The 15,996-nt window shown below is 51.7% G+C and carries 16 protein-coding genes; 7 read left to right on the plus strand and 9 right to left on the minus strand.

The window, feature by feature from the left end; translation table 11 throughout:
* The first annotated feature begins 119 nt into the window (after positions 1-119).
* From argC to ACM1PF_RS33755, 5 genes are all read left to right on the plus strand, one after another.
* Positions 120-1,178 carry an N-acetyl-gamma-glutamyl-phosphate reductase gene (argC, locus tag ACM1PF_RS33735; protein ID WP_416670879.1) on the plus strand — a complete coding sequence of 353 codons (1,059 nt, stop codon included), beginning with the start codon at positions 120-122 and terminating at the stop codon, positions 1,176-1,178.
* A gap of 96 nt (positions 1,179-1,274) precedes the next feature.
* A complete protein-coding gene (locus tag ACM1PF_RS33740; protein WP_416670882.1) occupies positions 1,275-1,589 on the plus strand; it encodes a carbon dioxide-concentrating mechanism protein CcmK in 315 nt (104 codons plus the stop codon).
* 58 nt (positions 1,590-1,647) lie between these two features.
* On the plus strand, positions 1,648-1,998 hold the full coding sequence (locus ACM1PF_RS33745; protein ID WP_416670884.1) for a carbon dioxide-concentrating mechanism protein CcmK: 351 nt from the start codon (positions 1,648-1,650) through the stop codon (positions 1,996-1,998).
* Between the two features lie 133 nt (positions 1,999-2,131).
* Positions 2,132-3,424: a molybdopterin molybdotransferase MoeA gene (gene glp, locus ACM1PF_RS33750; protein ID WP_416670886.1), complete on the plus strand. Its 1,293-nt coding sequence runs from the start codon at positions 2,132-2,134 to the stop codon at positions 3,422-3,424.
* A 108-nt stretch (positions 3,425-3,532) separates the two neighbouring features.
* Complete coding sequence (locus tag ACM1PF_RS33755) at positions 3,533-4,285, plus strand: Uma2 family endonuclease (RefSeq protein WP_416670888.1); 753 nt, start codon at positions 3,533-3,535, stop codon at positions 4,283-4,285.
* Here the strand turns inward: ACM1PF_RS33755 and ACM1PF_RS33760 are convergent.
* Together ACM1PF_RS33760 and ACM1PF_RS33765 are read right to left on the minus strand one after the other, a co-directional pair.
* A complete protein-coding gene (locus tag ACM1PF_RS33760) occupies positions 4,282-4,725 on the minus strand; it encodes a ketosteroid isomerase family protein (RefSeq protein WP_416670890.1) in 444 nt (147 codons plus the stop codon). The two genes, ACM1PF_RS33755 and ACM1PF_RS33760, sit on opposite strands and share 4 nt — an antisense overlap.
* Positions 4,726-4,733: 8 nt before the next feature.
* Positions 4,734-5,249, minus strand: a complete 516-nt coding sequence (locus tag ACM1PF_RS33765; protein ID WP_416670893.1) for an orange carotenoid protein N-terminal domain-containing protein — start codon at positions 5,247-5,249, stop codon at positions 4,734-4,736.
* Between the two features lie 187 nt (positions 5,250-5,436).
* Here ACM1PF_RS33765 and ACM1PF_RS33770 point away from each other — a divergent pair, with 187 nt between their 5' ends.
* Positions 5,437-5,580, plus strand: coding sequence for a hypothetical protein (locus tag ACM1PF_RS33770; RefSeq protein WP_416670896.1), 144 nt, complete (start codon positions 5,437-5,439; stop codon positions 5,578-5,580).
* A gap of 258 nt (positions 5,581-5,838) precedes the next feature.
* Here ACM1PF_RS33770 and ACM1PF_RS33775 read toward each other — a convergent pair whose 3' ends face one another.
* Positions 5,839-6,420, minus strand: a complete 582-nt coding sequence (locus ACM1PF_RS33775) for a DUF2808 domain-containing protein (protein ID WP_416670897.1) — start codon at positions 6,418-6,420, stop codon at positions 5,839-5,841.
* A gap of 155 nt (positions 6,421-6,575) precedes the next feature.
* Between ACM1PF_RS33775 and ACM1PF_RS33780 the strand changes: the two genes are divergently transcribed.
* Positions 6,576-7,031, plus strand: coding sequence for an SRPBCC family protein (locus ACM1PF_RS33780; protein ID WP_416670898.1), 456 nt, complete (start codon positions 6,576-6,578; stop codon positions 7,029-7,031).
* A 63-nt stretch (positions 7,032-7,094) separates the two neighbouring features.
* Here ACM1PF_RS33780 and ACM1PF_RS33785 read toward each other — a convergent pair whose 3' ends face one another.
* The 6 genes from ACM1PF_RS33785 to purM all read right to left on the minus strand — a co-directional run bounded on the left by ACM1PF_RS33785 (position 7,095) and on the right by purM (position 15,798).
* Positions 7,095-9,833: a DUF4912 domain-containing protein gene (locus ACM1PF_RS33785; RefSeq protein ID WP_416670900.1), complete on the minus strand. Its 2,739-nt coding sequence runs from the start codon at positions 9,831-9,833 to the stop codon at positions 7,095-7,097.
* A 555-nt stretch (positions 9,834-10,388) separates the two neighbouring features.
* On the minus strand, positions 10,389-10,712 hold the full coding sequence (locus ACM1PF_RS33790) for a hypothetical protein (RefSeq protein ID WP_416670902.1): 324 nt from the start codon (positions 10,710-10,712) through the stop codon (positions 10,389-10,391).
* Between the two features lie 492 nt (positions 10,713-11,204).
* A complete protein-coding gene (locus ACM1PF_RS33795; RefSeq protein ID WP_416670903.1) occupies positions 11,205-12,572 on the minus strand; it encodes a tetratricopeptide repeat protein in 1,368 nt (455 codons plus the stop codon).
* A gap of 306 nt (positions 12,573-12,878) precedes the next feature.
* Positions 12,879-13,841, minus strand: a complete 963-nt coding sequence (locus tag ACM1PF_RS33800; RefSeq protein ID WP_416670904.1) for a protochlorophyllide reductase — start codon at positions 13,839-13,841, stop codon at positions 12,879-12,881.
* Positions 13,842-14,009: 168 nt separating this feature from the next.
* Positions 14,010-14,570: a response regulator gene (locus tag ACM1PF_RS33805; protein WP_416670906.1), complete on the minus strand. Its 561-nt coding sequence runs from the start codon at positions 14,568-14,570 to the stop codon at positions 14,010-14,012.
* 193 nt (positions 14,571-14,763) lie between these two features.
* The gene (gene purM / locus ACM1PF_RS33810; protein ID WP_416670907.1) at positions 14,764-15,798 is read right to left on the minus strand and encodes a phosphoribosylformylglycinamidine cyclo-ligase; all 1,035 of its coding nucleotides are present in this window, start codon (positions 15,796-15,798) and stop codon (positions 14,764-14,766) included.
* Positions 15,799-15,996 lie beyond the last annotated feature (198 nt).

The raw sequence follows: 15,996 nt of genomic DNA on the forward strand, positions 1-15,996 counted from the left end.
ATTGAAAACCAAAATGCCAGCTTTGATCAATGCAGCAAAAGTAAATCCAATCTTCATAGACGCAGTTGACGGGGTTCCCTTATTGTATTTCTACTTAAACCTTGGAGTGTTAAACCATCATGGGTGATTCAGGACGCATACCCGTTGGTATTGTTGGTGCGTCGGGCTACGGGGGCGTACAGTTGGTGCGTCTAATACAAGACCACCCAAACCTCGAGCTTGTATACCTGGGAGGAGACAGCACGGCTGGAAAACCCTTCTCTGAAATTTATCCTCACCTGGGGCATCAGACGGATTTGGGCGTTGAGGCGATCGATCTGGAGGTAATCGGGAATCGCTGTCAGGCGGTTTTTCTGTCTTTACCCAATGGGCTAGCCTGCGATATGGCTCCTGCCCTCCTGGAAAAGGGGTGTAAAGTCTTAGATCTATCTGCCGACTATCGCTTTGACAATCTGGAAACCTACGAGGTTTGGTACGGCAAGCAGCGTACTGATCATGCCATTGCTGAAACAGCGGTCTATGGATTGCCAGAACTGTACCGCGATCGAATTTCTGAGGCTCAGCTGGTTGGGTGTCCGGGATGCCACTGTACTGCCAGCCTGCTCGCCATTTCGCCCCTACTCAAACAAGGATTGATCACGCCAGAATCCGCCATCATCGACTCCAAGACCGGAACCTCTGGGGGCGGACGGAAAGGCAGCATTCCCATGCTGTTGTCAGAAGCCGATCAGTCGGTGGGAGCCTACAATGTGGCACGCCATCGCCATACGCCGGAGATCGAACAGGTTTGCAGCGATCTGGCGGGTCACGAGGTATTGGTACAGTTCACCCCTCACCTGATTCCCATGATCCGAGGCATTTTAGCAACGGTCTATGCTACCCTCCGCGATCCCGGACTAGTCAGGGATGATCTCCTCACCATTTACCAGGCGTTCTATCGTTCCTCTCCCTGGGTAAAAATTCTGCCCAGCGGCACCTATCCCCAAACCAAGTGGGCCCTGGGCACCAACCTTTGCTATATCGGTATTGAAGTAGATCCCCGAACCGATCGGATCATTGTCATGTCGGCGATCGACAACCTGATGAAGGGGCAGGCAAGTCAGGCGATTCAGTGTCTCAATATCATGATGGGCTGGGATGAAACGCTGGGCTTACCCCAGTTAAGTTTCTATCCGTAATGCCAAATTGGGGACATAGAAACTATAGAATTCTCTATATGCGTTTGCGCTAATTTTCGTTTGCGTTAATTTTTGGATGATCACAGGAAAGAAAGCATGCCAGATGCGGTGGGCGTAATTCAAACCTACGGGTTTCCGGCAGTACTGTCGGCAGCGGATGCAATGGTGAAGTCGGGACGTGTCACCCTTGTCTACTACGATCGAGCGGAGAGCGGTGAGCAGGTGGTGGCCATTCGAGGCCCTATCTCAGAAGTTCGACCGGCAATGGAAGCGGGGATCGAAGCGGCAGACAAAGCTCCACCCAACGGAAAGCTCGTCACGTACTACATTGTCCCCAATCCACCCGAAAATGTCGAAATGGTTCTACCGATTCACTACACCGAAAAGGTAGAGCAGTTTAGATGGATCTAAAGCTGCGTAGAATAATGGATGGCGTTCACCACTCAGCAATTACTTTAAGGAGACAACAATGCCTGTTGCGGTTGGAGCATTAGAAACAAGAGGATTTCCTGGGATTTTGGCGGCAGCCGATGCAATGGTTAAGGCGGGTCGTGTGACCCTGGTGGGGCATCTGCGCTGCGGAAGTGCCCGGTTCTGCGTCATTATTCGGGGTGACGTTTCCGAAGTGAAAACCGCAATGGCAGCAGGGGTTGAAGCAGCCGAAAATTGCTTTGGCGGAAACCTGGAATCCTGGGTGATTATTCCTCGTCCTCACGAAAACGTAGAAGCCGTATTGCCGATCGACTTTAGTGAAGAGGTACAACGCTTCCGTGACTCAGTGGAAATTCCAATCATTCCAGGACAGAGTGGGAATCGGTAGAGGACTGAGGACTGAGGGCTGAGGGCTGAGGACTGAGGACTGAGGACTGAAGATACAAGGGTGGGCACTGCCCACCTTATATTTTGGAGCCATACTTTGAAGCGTCATATTTTGGAGCGTCAGGAATACCATCATGCTGCCTGCCCACGATGCTGAACGGCTGATTCTGGAATTGGTTACTCCCCTGAATGCCCAACGGGATGTAGAGACGATCGATCTGCTGTCGGCATCGGGACGAGTTTTGGCGGCAGATGTCAGCGGTGCGCTGGATTTCCCCCATTGGGATAATTCAGCAATGGATGGCTATGCCGTGCGCTACGACGATGTTCAGGGATGCAGTGCTGATCATCCCGTCACGCTGGAAATTGTGGAGGAAATTCCCGCAGGCTATCAACCTCAGATGACGATTCAACCTGGACAAGCAGCACGGATTCTCACGGGATCAATGATGCCAGCAGGAGCCGATACGATCGTCATGCAGGAAGAAACCCAGCGAGAGGGCGATCGGGTCACCATCTTAACCACTCCAAAACCCAAAGCTTTTGTGCGCCATCGAGCTGCTTTTTATCGGGCAGGCGAACCTTTACTACCCGCCGGGATTTCCTTAGCTGCCCCCGAAATTGCGGTTTTAGCCACGGCGCAATGTCCGAGCGTGACCGTATACCGCCGTCCCCGCGTGGCCATTCTATCCACCGGCAATGAACTAGTTTCCCCCGATGAACCCCTTGCCCCCGGACAAATTGTAGACTCTAACCAATACGCCCTCGCCTCCCTGGTTGCCGCCGCCGGAGCCGAACCCGTCCTGATGGGTATCATTCCCGACCAGCCCGAACCACTCCAGCAGGCGATCGCCAACGCAGTCTCTTTGTCCGACATGGTGTTATCCTCTGGCGGTGTTTCTGTGGGAGATTATGATTACGTCGATCGGATTCTGGCTGATTTGGGCGGAACCCTCCACATTCGATCGGTCGCCGTCAAACCCGGCAAACCCCTCACCGTCGCCACCTTCAACAAACCAGAAGCGCAACCAGACGCTGAAGCGCAATCCACCCACTCCTCACCCCTCACTCCTCACTCCTCACTCCTTTACTTCGGACTCCCCGGCAACCCCGTCTCCGCCCTCGTTAGCTTCTGGCGATTCGTCCAACCCGCCCTCCGGAAGCTCTCTGGATTAACCGCCGACTGGCATCCCAACTTCGTTCAGGGTCGATCGCACCACGAATTGCGATCGGACGGAAAGCGAGAAACCTACCTGTGGGGAAGGGTTAATCTCGTTGATGGAGTGTATGAATTCCAGTTAGCAGGCGGCTCCCACAGTTCAGGGAACTTAATTAACCTGGCTCAAACCAATGCCCTGGCGATCGTGCCTGTGGGTCAGACTGCGATCGCCCCAGGGGACGCAGTCCAAATCCTGCTCATTCACTGAGGACAGCAAGTCCAATCACTTAAAATTCTTGTGGGGTGGGCATCTTGCCCGCCCAGTCAAACCCTACAACAGACTGAGTACAATAAAGCATCGGGTTTGGAATTGCTCATGACTCAAGAACTCATAGATGACGAAATCGTCACCGAACTTGACATCAGCCATTTGGTCATCGAAGACGACACGCCTGTGGATAACTTTCAATCTGAAGTGCAGCAACGCTTGCTCGTGGAACCGCTTTACAGTTCTAAAGCTTTACCGTCTCCCTTCCTGGCGGCTGCAAATGTCGGACTGTTCTACAAACTCAAAGGCGAACCGATCGTGCCTGATGTCATGCTCAGTCTGGGAGTGCAGCGTGCCGATGACTTTTCCCAGCGACGCAACCGCTCCTACTTTGTTTGGGAATTTGGCAAAGTTCCAGAGGTTTGTATCGAAATTGTGTCCAATGCGGAAGGGGATGAGCTGATCCTCAGCCCAAAATCCCGCCAGAAAGGTAAAACAGCCGCCAAGAAAGAAATCTATGCCCAAATTGGAGTCCGCTACTACGTCGTGTTTGACCCTCTACAACAGATTCAGGGCGAAGACGAAATGAACAGTGCCTTGCTGCGAGTCTGGTCAATCTCACCGGAAGGATACACCGAACTCACGCCACCATCAGGAATCACAACTCCCGGAGAATCGGTTTGGTTGAATAGTGTGGGGATTGGCTTGACGCTGTGGGAAGGACAATTTGAGGAAGAGATCCCTCGCCTGTGGCTGCGCTGGTGCGATCGAAGGGGACAAGTGATTTCAACCGGAGCCGAACGAGCCGATCGGCTTGCAGAACGACTCCGGGCAATGGGCATAGACCCAGATGAGATCTAGCTATCACCATCACGCCCTGGGGACGTAGATGGCTGGGAACGTAAATGCAGCAATTCCTCCAGCGAAGCCAGAAGATTTACTCGCACCTGCTCAATCTTGCCCTGAGCATTGACGACAAATACCCAGCTCACACTGACCTCAAACACCAGCAGCCGCACCTGACCCCCAACCTGCACCTGGATTTGGCGATCGGGCAGAACTTCAAAAGCAAAGCGTTTGGGGGTAATGTGCATCCCCTCAGCTTCCTGGTTCAGGTAAGCGACGATCGCCGCCTGTCCAACCACTGGCTCATCAAATGGCGGAAACAATACCCCATCCGCAGCGAAGAGAGCGGCCGTGTCCTGAAATTGTCCCTGGTTCAGCATGGAAAAGTAGCGTTCAATCACTAACTTTTCCACACTGAATCGAGACACATCATCCACTAATAAAGGATGTGTCATACAACGTCCTACGCATCAACCGCGAGGGGATCTACTCCCATGTCTACCACAGCCTTCCGCAGAACCGTAATTTGCTGACCAAAATCCAGGGATTGGATGGCGTTCAATACTTCCGTAGCTGCAGCCGAAAGTTCGTAGCCAGAAGGAACCGGAACAACCAGCGTCCCCATCCATTCTGCTAACTGATACCAGAAAGCGAGTTTGGTGTTGGTGCTCAACAACCCGTAGGCGCGAGAAATGGGAGTATTGACTTTGTTAGCCAGATCGCGCATGACCTGAAGCTGCTCATCATGAGACATTTGCTTGATCTGATTCAGGGTACCCTCAGCAAATTGCAAACGGGCTGCACCTAGGGCAGCTGGGGTAACGGAGCGTCCCATTTCCGTGTAGGCAAACCACAGCACTGCCAGTTGGTCATCCACACTTAACCGAGTCAAGGCAGTGACGGCTGAAGGAACAGCCTGAGTTCCGGTTTCGATGGCAATTCGATTCATTGTGGTCGGACGATCGTTTGTGAATGTCATGGTAAAAGCCTCCAGAAGAGAATAAACTAAGTGACTTGAAAACAGAAATGACCCGAAGTTGTGAAGTCACTTCGCTGCTCACTGCGAAGGCGGTAAGCATGGCAAGACCGTTTGTGTTCGTCCAGCCTGTAACGTTATGTCAACAATCGTAACAATTGATTTACAAAATGTGTAGACTTGAAAACTTATGTCTACTATCGGCGATTTCTATGTGCTAAGAGCTACAAGCACAGAAACATTGCGTCCAGTCCTCCGTAGCGCAGGCATCTTGCCTGCCCGTAGTCCGATCGCCCGATCGCCATGTGCTTTCCAAGGAATGCAAAGTGAATAAGCGAAATTCTTGTGGGGTAGGCAGCGTTTCGACTGAGCGTTCGACAGCTCGAGTGAGCCTCGCCGAACTCCTGATCTCACGCCGAAGGGCTCAAGCCGAAGTCTTGCCTGCCCAGTCAACAAAGCAGCGTGATGGACAGGGTATCTAATTCACAATCCTAAGGAACGCGGATTAAATAAAATTGAAAATTTAATCTCCACAAGGGACGCACAGCAGTGCGCCCGTACAGAAAAAATCGGAGTTATTTAATTTGCGTCCCTAAAAGAAGGGAAACCGACGATTTTCTCGACCATAAAAACTCAGTCGTCCATAGCCGAGAAACTGCCCCGCAGCAAATTCTGCTTCTGGATACGCAGTCACCCCAAACAGGTAAACGCCACTCAGACGCGGGTTTCGTTGCGGTTTCAGTCCTACAGTGACCACTGTTGCGGGTGGAACGGGGGAATCAAAAATGACTGTAACGGTTTGACTCTCCCGATCGAAGCGAGTTTCTCGGACAGGAATCTCATTGCCGCGATTGCGAGGCGTACCTTCAAAGGCGATCGTGTCTTCAGAGTAGCGAATCAGTCGGGCGGCACTGGAGCCATCTCGCTGGCTAATTTCTACCCGTCCCAGGGATTCCCCAGCATCCTCAAACATGGTGAGCGTAAAGTAGTAGGTGGGTCGCCACGCCAGGACTGTATTTTGGGTGGTCGTGATGTCATCCAACATCGGTGGACGGACAAAGTAAGTCTGACCATCCTGCAATTCCACAGCTTGAGTCGATCGCACAGGCAACCCGATCGCCCCAAGGGTTAAAGATGCCGCAACTGCCAAACTCAAACAAATGGAGGAACGCATATCTCACCTCTACTGAGTCCAGGATGGGTAACACTCATTGATCCTAGCGTGCTTGGCTTGGAGGATGGGACGTTGAGTGAGCAGTGATGGCAAATTGAAACCCGCTAAAATGCTCTCAGGACTTTGTTGTCAGCTCAAACTAGTATCGGCTCAGAATGGCTTCCCAAGTTTTTGAACAATCGATTCAAATTAAAGCAAGTGCAACGGCAGTTGAGCATTGCATCACCGATTTGTCCCTGATGCATCGATGGTTAAACCCCGCTCTGCGTTGTGAACCCATTGGCGAATGGAGTACCGACTTGGGCGGTAGAAGTCGCTTTGTGATTCAGGTGCCGGTTCTACAACCTACCCTCAACAGTAAAGTGGTGGAACGAGCACCCGGTCTAATTGTCTGGGAGTTTCGCGGTTTTTTTGAAGGGCGCGATCGCTGGGAGTGCTATCCCAACCTCAAGGGCACTAAGTTAACCAATCGGTTTGAGTTCAAAATTCCCAATCCGATCGTTCGCTATGGATTCCAAACATTTGCATCCCAGTGGACAAAGCAAGACATGGAAGCCCAATTGCGGCGATTAAAGCGGGTGGCGGAGGGTGAATATCGGCGGATGGGTTAGGGAACCTGGCTGGGCGGGCAAGATGCCCACCCCACAAGGGTTTCAGGTATCAAATCTGCATCCCTAAAGCTTAATCACTGAAAGGGTGACTTCGCTATCATTATCGTCCAGATGCGTATCAATGAAGAAGGCACAGAGCTGGCATGGCTCAACCACACCCAGGTTCAGCGTTTCGTTGTAACCATTTAAGGTTGACCAGGTTGCCGCCACTGGAACGCTCGTTTTTTGGTTGATCACCTTGCCACCATAAATCCATAGCAACACCAGAGGTTCCGCCTCATCCACCAAACTGTTCTGGTAGCTAAACGCACCTTCTTTAATCCGAACGATGTAACTTCCAGGCACCAGCTCGATCGATGTCGCAATCTCATCCTGAAGTCTTTGCATCTGCTCCTGATCCAACAGGAAGCTATTGTGCTTGCTGTGGACGCGGATATTAGCGATCGCACATCCAGGCTCGGCACTGTCCATCGTCGGGGGAATGGCAGGGGATTTTGAGGCAGTAACAGCCGTTGCACCTGTTGCAGCCGTTGCTCCCGTTGCAGCCGTTGCTCCCGTTGCCAGGACTGCCGCACTGCCGATGATCGCAGCTGGAACACCTGCTGCCCTTGCCGGAACCTCTGCCATTTTGACTGTGTTGGAACGGGCCAACATCAGCCACTTGCCATCATTATCCACATAGCCAACTTCTGCTCGGTACACCCGATCGGGAACCGTAATCGGAATGTGGCGATCGGTTGCCTGATCATCTAACTCAAACACTTGAACCCTGTGGACTGAACGGGCACCCGGATTAACCTCAGGAACATCAGCATCAGTGACATCATAGAGCCGCAGTTGCAGTTCCTGTCCACCCTGTGCCCGCAAATTCGCTCGGTGGCTTTCTGGTGTTTCCCAATAGGCATAGAGATTCTTTGGGTCATAGGGCGTGATCACCATGCGGCTCTCACCGATCGCCCCTGCTGGAGGAACGACTGCCGGAGGAATTGATGCTGGAACTGAATTAACGGCTGCCACTGGTTCGGGCGGTAGGGCTGTTTTGGCAACGGCTGCACCTGCCAGGGCAACCCCTCCCAACGCAGCAGCGGCTTTAATCCCATCGCTGCCTGTAACGGGCGGACAGGCTGGAACCCGAACCTGATCCGACTGCGCCAACTTCACCCACTGCCCATCAGTCGTGGTGTATCCTAATTCAACCCGGTAATCTCGATCGTCTACAGCAATGGGCAAGTGCAAATCCGATTCTCCCGGAATGCAGTCAAACTCCTCCATGCTATGGGCGGACTGGCGATCGAGTTCAATATCCGTCACGTCATATAAACGAAGTTTGAGCGATCGGTTGTTTGGCAAATTGCGGGCGACGGAATCCGGAATTTCCCAGTAGGCATAGGCATCTCGACAATTGCGGGGAGTCAAGATAATCCGACTATCTCTGGTGGGAAGAACGGCTGCTCCTGCAACGGCTGCTCCTGCAACGGCTGCTCCTGCAACGGCTGCTGCCCCTAACGGAACCGCTGTCCCCGTTGCTGCTGCTGGAGGAGTTGCCACTGGAGGGGTAGCCACTGGAGGAGTTACCGCTGGAGGGGTGGCCGCTGTAGCTGCCGGAGGAACGGTCTCCCGCCCTTTGAATAACCACCAGAGCAAGCCACCTAAAATTGGAATGCCCAATAGCCACCAGGGAAATCCACCCCGTCCGGTCGTAGCGGCTCCATCTGCGCCAGTAGACGGAACCAGGGCCGTGTCAGCGTCGGGGTTGGGAGACACTCCTCCTGCGGCCGCGCCAGCCACTGCATCCGGGGAAACCTCAGTCGTTTCGAGGGTTGTACCTGCAGCTTCAGGGTCAGCTCCCGCTTTCTCAACGCCCTCGATCGCAGTTCCTCCAGGGGGAAGAACCCCTGCGGCTTCCGTTTCGATCGCCTCCCCAACGATTTCCTGTCCCGGTTCAGAGGTGGCAAATCCCAAAAATGCTTGTGCTGCTGGGCTTAGGGCACCTTCCCGATAAACATAGCCACGAGGTTGGGAGTAGGGATAGCGGGGATCATCGGGCAAGGTTTCGTGCATCGGCAGAATGGTCACAACATCTTCCTGCCCCAGCACCTGACTGGCGACTGCATAGCTGATGCCATCGTTACCCAGTTCACGAATGACCGTTGGTGTTTCATCGTCCGCCACCTGGACGGCATTGGGCCCGGTTTCAAACGGAATGCCTTCAAACACATCGTATTTGCTCAGGGCAAGGCGCGTATCACTGTAGTCCGGGCGATCGATAAACCGAATGGCTCCGGGCTGCCCGCCCACTTCTGACCAGTCGGTGATTTCACCTCGAAACATCTGGGCAAATTGTTCAAAAGTCAGGTTGCTATTGAATGGATTGTCCGCCCCAACAATAATGGCAATCTTTTCGCGGTTAATGGGAACTTCAATCAATCCCTGCGCTTTTTCCGCCTCTGTCAAAGGTCGGCCGATCGCCGCCAGTTCAATTTCCCCTCGTTGCAAGGCGGCCAGAGCTTCATCCGTACTGCTGGCATCCAGGGTAACGGTGATCTCAGAAAACTGTTGTTCAAATCGCTCCTTCAGGGCTGTGTTGACCACTTGCATACTGGTGGAACCATCAACCCGAAGCATCGACCCTTCCGGAATGGAACTGGGTACGGGAAAACTGGTTGGAGAGGGAGCCTGCGCCAGTAAAGGGATCTCCGTTAGGGGCGCAATGGCGATCGCTCTGGACGCTGCTGTGAGGGACAGTAAGGCGATCGAAAGATGGGTCAATGTTTTTCTATGGTGCAGCTTAGAATACGGCATAGTCATTGCCTCGGCTTATTGAATCTGCTTTGGTATTAAAGTGGAGCAGCGTCCATCGGGAACCGATAGGAGCATAGGCGGTTTGAACCGCTTCAAGGATTGCTGATTCGACACAGCTGAACCATTCATTGCCCTCGCTAGCGTTCCCTGTTTTCTGACGCTTCAACGAAGGCAGCGCAGTAACGATTAAATGCGGAATTCAATACAGACGCAACGAATACTTTAGAACAGCATTCCTACCCTTGTTGCGATCGTTTACTGCATGGTTTACTGCATGGTCTACTGGATGATCTACTACATGGTCTACTGGATGATCTATTGCGATCGTCCAGAAACTGATCTGAATCGAAACGTTAGGACAACTTTGACAAACCTTACCCAAATCAACAATATCTAAATCAGGAAACTGAGTAACACCAAAGCTACTCATTCCCTCATCAAGATCTTGAATGGAAAAGAATGCGGATTGAAGCCTGCAAAGAGATCTGAAATACCGAACTTAAGACCGGACTTAAGATTTGGAATTTAAGATCTATTACAGCTCAACTTCAATTGTTAAATTCGCACAACGGACAGAAAAACTTCTCCCTCATTGTCCTCAAGGTAAGTATCGAAAAAGAAGGCACAAAGCGTTGCCTTTTCCTTCACATTTAGGGTCAACGTGTCATCATAACCGTTCAGTGAAGACCAGGTTGCTCCTACTTCCACTTCCGTTTTTTGGTTCGTCACCTTGCCACCGTAAATCCAGAGCAGCACCAAGGGTTCAGCCACCGTCCCGTCCACAGTTCGATAGCTAAACGCGCCACTTCTAATTTTGACAATGTTAATACCTGGCTCCAGAGGCACTGAAACGGCAACCTCATTCTGAATTTTTTGCATTTGCTCAGGACTCAGGACAAAGCAATTTTTCTTGCTATGAACCTTGAGATCTGTAACAACACAACCTTCCATACTTACCTCACTTCTAAGATTCAGTGATAGATGAACAAGCTAACCAGCAGATTAAGGAATGCAAATTGAATAATCTAAAATTCCTGTGGGGTGGGCATCTTGCCCGCCCAATTAATCAGGCGGAATGATTGACAGGTTATCCAATTCACAATCCTAAGGAGCGTGGCAAGCAGATCAAGGAGTGTTCAGATTCAGGAGCGTCTAATCAAGGAGTTAAAATAAACAGCCTGGAAATTTGTCCACTGCTGTATTGCCAAAGGACGATCGGAAATCTCAACCGGGTCAACCCACAAGGATTTAATGAATCAACTTTGTGGACGATCGAGTCATCCATATCGCGCCATACATCACGAGAATCATAACGGCTTGTTGCAGGATTGTAAAGCAACGATGTGCGCTGAGTGACTCAGGGTTACGGAATCAGCCCCCATTGGCTCTGGCAAAGCTGTCTCTGGCTTCATCAGCTCGTCCTAACCGCATCAGCGCATCCCCTCGACTGATCCAGGCATCAGGGAAAGCAGATTTCAGTTCTACGGCCCGATCGAAGTTATGGAGGGCTGCATCGTAATGTCCTAAGCCCATTAGGGCCCCTCCGCGAGCTGCCCAGGCTTCGGGTAAATCGGGATTGTAATGAATCGCCCGATCGAAATTGGCAATGGCTTCCTCTAGTCGTCCCATATCCACCAGCACATTGCCCTTCGTCACCCAAATAGTAGCTAGCTCTGGATTCAGGTCAGTGGCGCGGTTGAAGCTGTCGATCGCCTCCTGAAGTCGTCCCAAACCAATTAGCGTATAGCCTTTACTTGTCCAGGACTCCAGCAAATTCGGTCGGTAATCAATGGCGCGATCGAAGTTAGGAATCGCTTCTTCACGGCGAGCGAGACAGGTTAACACGGTGCCTTTGCTTACCCAGACTTCTGGTAAATTGGGCTGCAAATCCGTGGCGCGGTTGAGGGTATCCAGGGCCTCATCCAGCCGACCCAGCACAAATAGCGCATTCCCTTTACTAGCAAAAACGGCGGGTAAGTCTGTTCGGACTTGTAAGGCGCGATCGAAATTGGGAATGGCTTCTTCTAAACGACCCTGCCGGATCAGGAGATTCCCCTTAGTCGCCCACACTTCAGCAAAGTCTGGTTTGAGATCCGTAGTGCGATTGAATGCGGCCAACGCTTCATCTAACCGTCCTAACTGAAACAAGGCATAACCCTTTACCGCCCATAACTCTGGATTGTCTGACTGTGAGGAGGCGCGATCGAATTCCATCAACGCTTCAGTGAATTTGCCAGCTTCATACAATGCCATTCCCTGCGCAAACGCTGAAATAGTAGATGTATCTTCTAAATTTTGTTCTGGGATCGGTTCTGAGATCGGTTCTGAGATGGCTTCTGGGATCAGCTCTGGAATCGGTTCTGAAGTGATTTCGGGAATGGATGCAGTGGATTCACCTTTGAGGTTACGTTGAGTGAGCCAGCGGAGCAACCCAATGACCACAACCACGAACAGCAACAAAATCCAGGGAAATCCGGTGGCAGGATCTGAGCTTGCACCTGAAGCAATATCGGAAGGAAGGTCGGGAGGAAGATTGACCTGCGGTGCGATCGGCGGTGAAGCGGTGAAGTCGGAGTTCAGATCAACCCTTTGCGGTTTAGTAATTTCTGGGTTAACAATCTTTAAATCTGGCGTGTTAGCCGCTATCCCCTCCGCCTGAACGGGGAGCGAAACAACGGGGATACTCACGATCACTAGCAGCAACACTAACTTGGGGAAAATGGCGCGGTTGGTTTGCATATTGCGACCTGCTTTCACCTCAACGTTCCGATAACATCCAAAAAAATATTCTATGGCTATCAATTTTGTCTGCTTGAGTGATTCTTAGCACCTATCCCAAGGGGAATAGTGCTGAACTTCAACGAGATCAGGCAGAACTGAAGGTATTTTACGCTGAAACCCCAGTTTATCCGAATTCCTTTTGGCTGAGCAGTTACAACTAGCAAGACAAAAGAGGGGGCAGTTCAGCACCCCCTCATCGTTGTAGATTCATACTGATTAGAAGCCGAACCGATCGATGAGACTGTAGGCGATGAGTCGATCGTTTTACGCCAACCCCACCAGCTTCTCGCTCAACTCCCACATCCGTCCCGCCTTTTCATCATCCCGGGCCTGGGGAGATACCCGTTGGGCAAAGGATTTGCCATCCTTTTTCTGACGATTTCCCCAACTCCAGTAAACTCCAGACTGGTTGTAGGCTGGGTCAGCCACCACCGCAGCTACTCGCTCACCGGCCAGTTCCTGAGACACATAGCCGCCCGTAATGTGCTTCTGGAACAGGGGAAAGAGTTTTTGGAACAGGGGGTAATGGTTGCGGAACAGAGGCGTATCGGCCACGCATCCGGGATAGAGCGAACTGAAGACAATCCCCGTGGAATCGTGGTAGCGACGGTGCATTTCCCGCATGGTCAACACATTACACACCTTGCTATCTTTGTAGGCTTTAACGGGTTCAAATTTCTTACCGTCGGCCATTGTGACCGGGTCTTTGAATCCCGCCGCAAAGCCCTCAAGGTTCCCTAAATCGGGACGGGGCGGAATTTTACCCCCCAGTTCATCAGGGTTGTGTGTCACCGTACCCAAAATCACGACCCGTTTTTCTGGCGCAGGGGAACGCTTGAGGTCATCCATCATCAGGTTGCACAGCAAGAAATGCCCCAGATGATTGGTAGTCATGGTCAACTCATAACCCTCTGGCGATCGCTCCGGTTGCTTCAGCAAGGGTTTATAGATCGCAGCATTACAAACCAATGCCTCCAGGGTTTTACCACTGGCTCGAAAGGTATCGACAAACGATCGCACACTATCTAAGGAACCCAGATCAATATGCATCAGGGTATAGCTATCTTTGGGAATGCCGACGGTTTGGGCTGCATCCTCCGCTTTCTTCAAATCCCGACAGGCCATTACGACATGCCATCCTCTGGCAGCAAGGGCTTTTGCAGCGTATAAACCAACCCCAGAAGAAGCCCCTGTGACAACAACCGTTGACTTCTGATTTTGTGTCATTTTTTAAAACTTCGTTAATCACCGTTGATAATCTTTATGATCTCATAGGGATGGATCAGCCGATCGGACTGTTTATGGTGCTTAACAGTTGATTGTATTCAACGTAATAGTTGACTGTACTCAATAGTTGATCGGCAGTGACTCAGCAGTGACTCGGCTCAACCGTCTTTAAAGATGTTTGGAAAATGAGCTGCGATCGAAGGATTCAGAAGAATTTTGCGCTTCCTTATGATTAGCGAGACGCTGAATGGTTAACAGGGCTGAGACTAAGGCTCCCTGATTGAGAGTGGGACAATTTAATAGATCCAAAATCCGCCTCATGCGGTTAACCGCTCCACTGACCAATGCATCTTTGCGAAATCGGGGAAACAGGTCGGCTGCCCCTTGAAAAACTGCCCATTCCCGCTCGGAGGGAATGATCTCCCGCTGGGCTCCATTCACCAGGACGATTTTGATCTCAGGATAGTGTTCGCGGCACCAGCGGCAGAAAGTATAAGGGTTAAACGTCTGGACTCGGGTATCAATCAAAATTAAATCAGGCAGGGAAAAATCCGCTGATTTTAAGTGATCCAGGCTGTCCGCCAGGTTGACATCTGCCGCTTCCCAAATCACGGAAATACTTTGCGATCGCAGGATAGATTGCCAGATCGAGCCTTGTAAATTCATTGGCTGAATCATCAAGACAAATTTCGCACCATCCGCACCCTGCTCGGAATCGGTGGAAGGCACGCTTGCCAGATCTAGATGATTAGACGGAATCCCTGATGATGAATGAGTCTGCACGGAAGGAGGGCACAATAGCATATGACTAAGTATAGTTACTGGTCAGAATACCTAATTGAAGGCTATTCTCTCACAGGGGTTTCACGCAACTTGTGCCCTAAACTTCATCACCAATACGCGAAATGTTTGGAGCCAGTATCTAGTCGGAGATTCCCGATAAAATTAGCTCCCCTGTCCCCGCAATCACTTCACCGATCGCCCAGGTCTGAAGCTCTTGCTCACCGAACCATTGCAGCGTTGTCTCAGCCTGATCCGGCGGGACAAACAGGACAAATCCAATGCCCATATTGAAGGTATTAAACATTTCCACCGGGTTAATAAATCCAATGGTCGCCAGCCACTCAAACACAGAGGGTGTGTCCCAGGCATGGGGATCAATTTGTACCGACTGACCTTCCGCCAAGCAGCGCGGTAAGTTTTCCGGCAACCCCCCCCCGGTAATGTGGGCCATCCCGTGAATGTCCAGACCTGCCCGCAGTGCTGACAAAATAGGCTGAACATAAATTCGGGTTGGAGTTAGCAATACGTCTCCCAAAGCATGGCCCTCCAGCAGTTCTACCTGATCGCTGAGAGCTAACCCCGATCGCTCCACGACTTTCCGCACCAAGCTGTAACCATTGCTATGAATTCCGGCACTGGCCAACCCGATCGCCACATCCCCGATCGCCACCTTTGATCCATCCAGAATCTCGCTGCGTTCCACAATGCCAACACAAAATCCCGCCAGGTCATACTCTCCAGGCTGATAAAAACCTGGCATTTCTGCCGTTTCCCCTCCCAGCAAAGCACAACCCGCAGTGCGGCAACCTGCGGTAATTCCCGTCACCACCTGGGCCAGTTGATCCGAATTGAGCTGTCCCGTCGCCAGATAATCCAGGAAAAACAAGGGTTCAGCCCCGCAGGTCAACACATCATTGACACACATCGCCACCAGATCAATCCCTACAGTGTCATGGCGATCGTACTGTTGCGCCAGCTTCAGCTTCGTTCCCACTCCATCCGTTCCCGATACCAGCACAGGTTCTCGGTAGCCCGTCGGCATCTGAAAAAAGCCGCTGAATCCCCCCAACCCTCCCAAAACTTCAGGTCGATAGGTGCTTTCCACCAGCCCACGAATCCGCTTAACAAACGCCCGTCCTGCCTCAACATCTACCCCAGCTTCCCGGTAGTCCATAATCCTTCCCTGCGATCGTCTGCAAACAGGTATTGTAGCTGAGGACAGGTAGGGAGTTCTCTAGACTCAGGATCGCAGGTTAAATAATCTGGGCAATGATTCTGCTTCGTTGACGGGCGGGCAAGACTTCGGCTTGAGCCCTTCGGCTTGAGCTCAGGTCGAAAGCTCAGTCGAACGCTGCCCACCCCACAAGAGAGA

The sequence above is a fragment of the Egbenema bharatensis FJBBOT/2019 genome (assembly GCF_048077055.1).
Taxonomy (GTDB): domain Bacteria; phylum Cyanobacteriota; class Cyanobacteriia; order Elainellales; family Elainellaceae; genus Egbenema; species Egbenema bharatensis.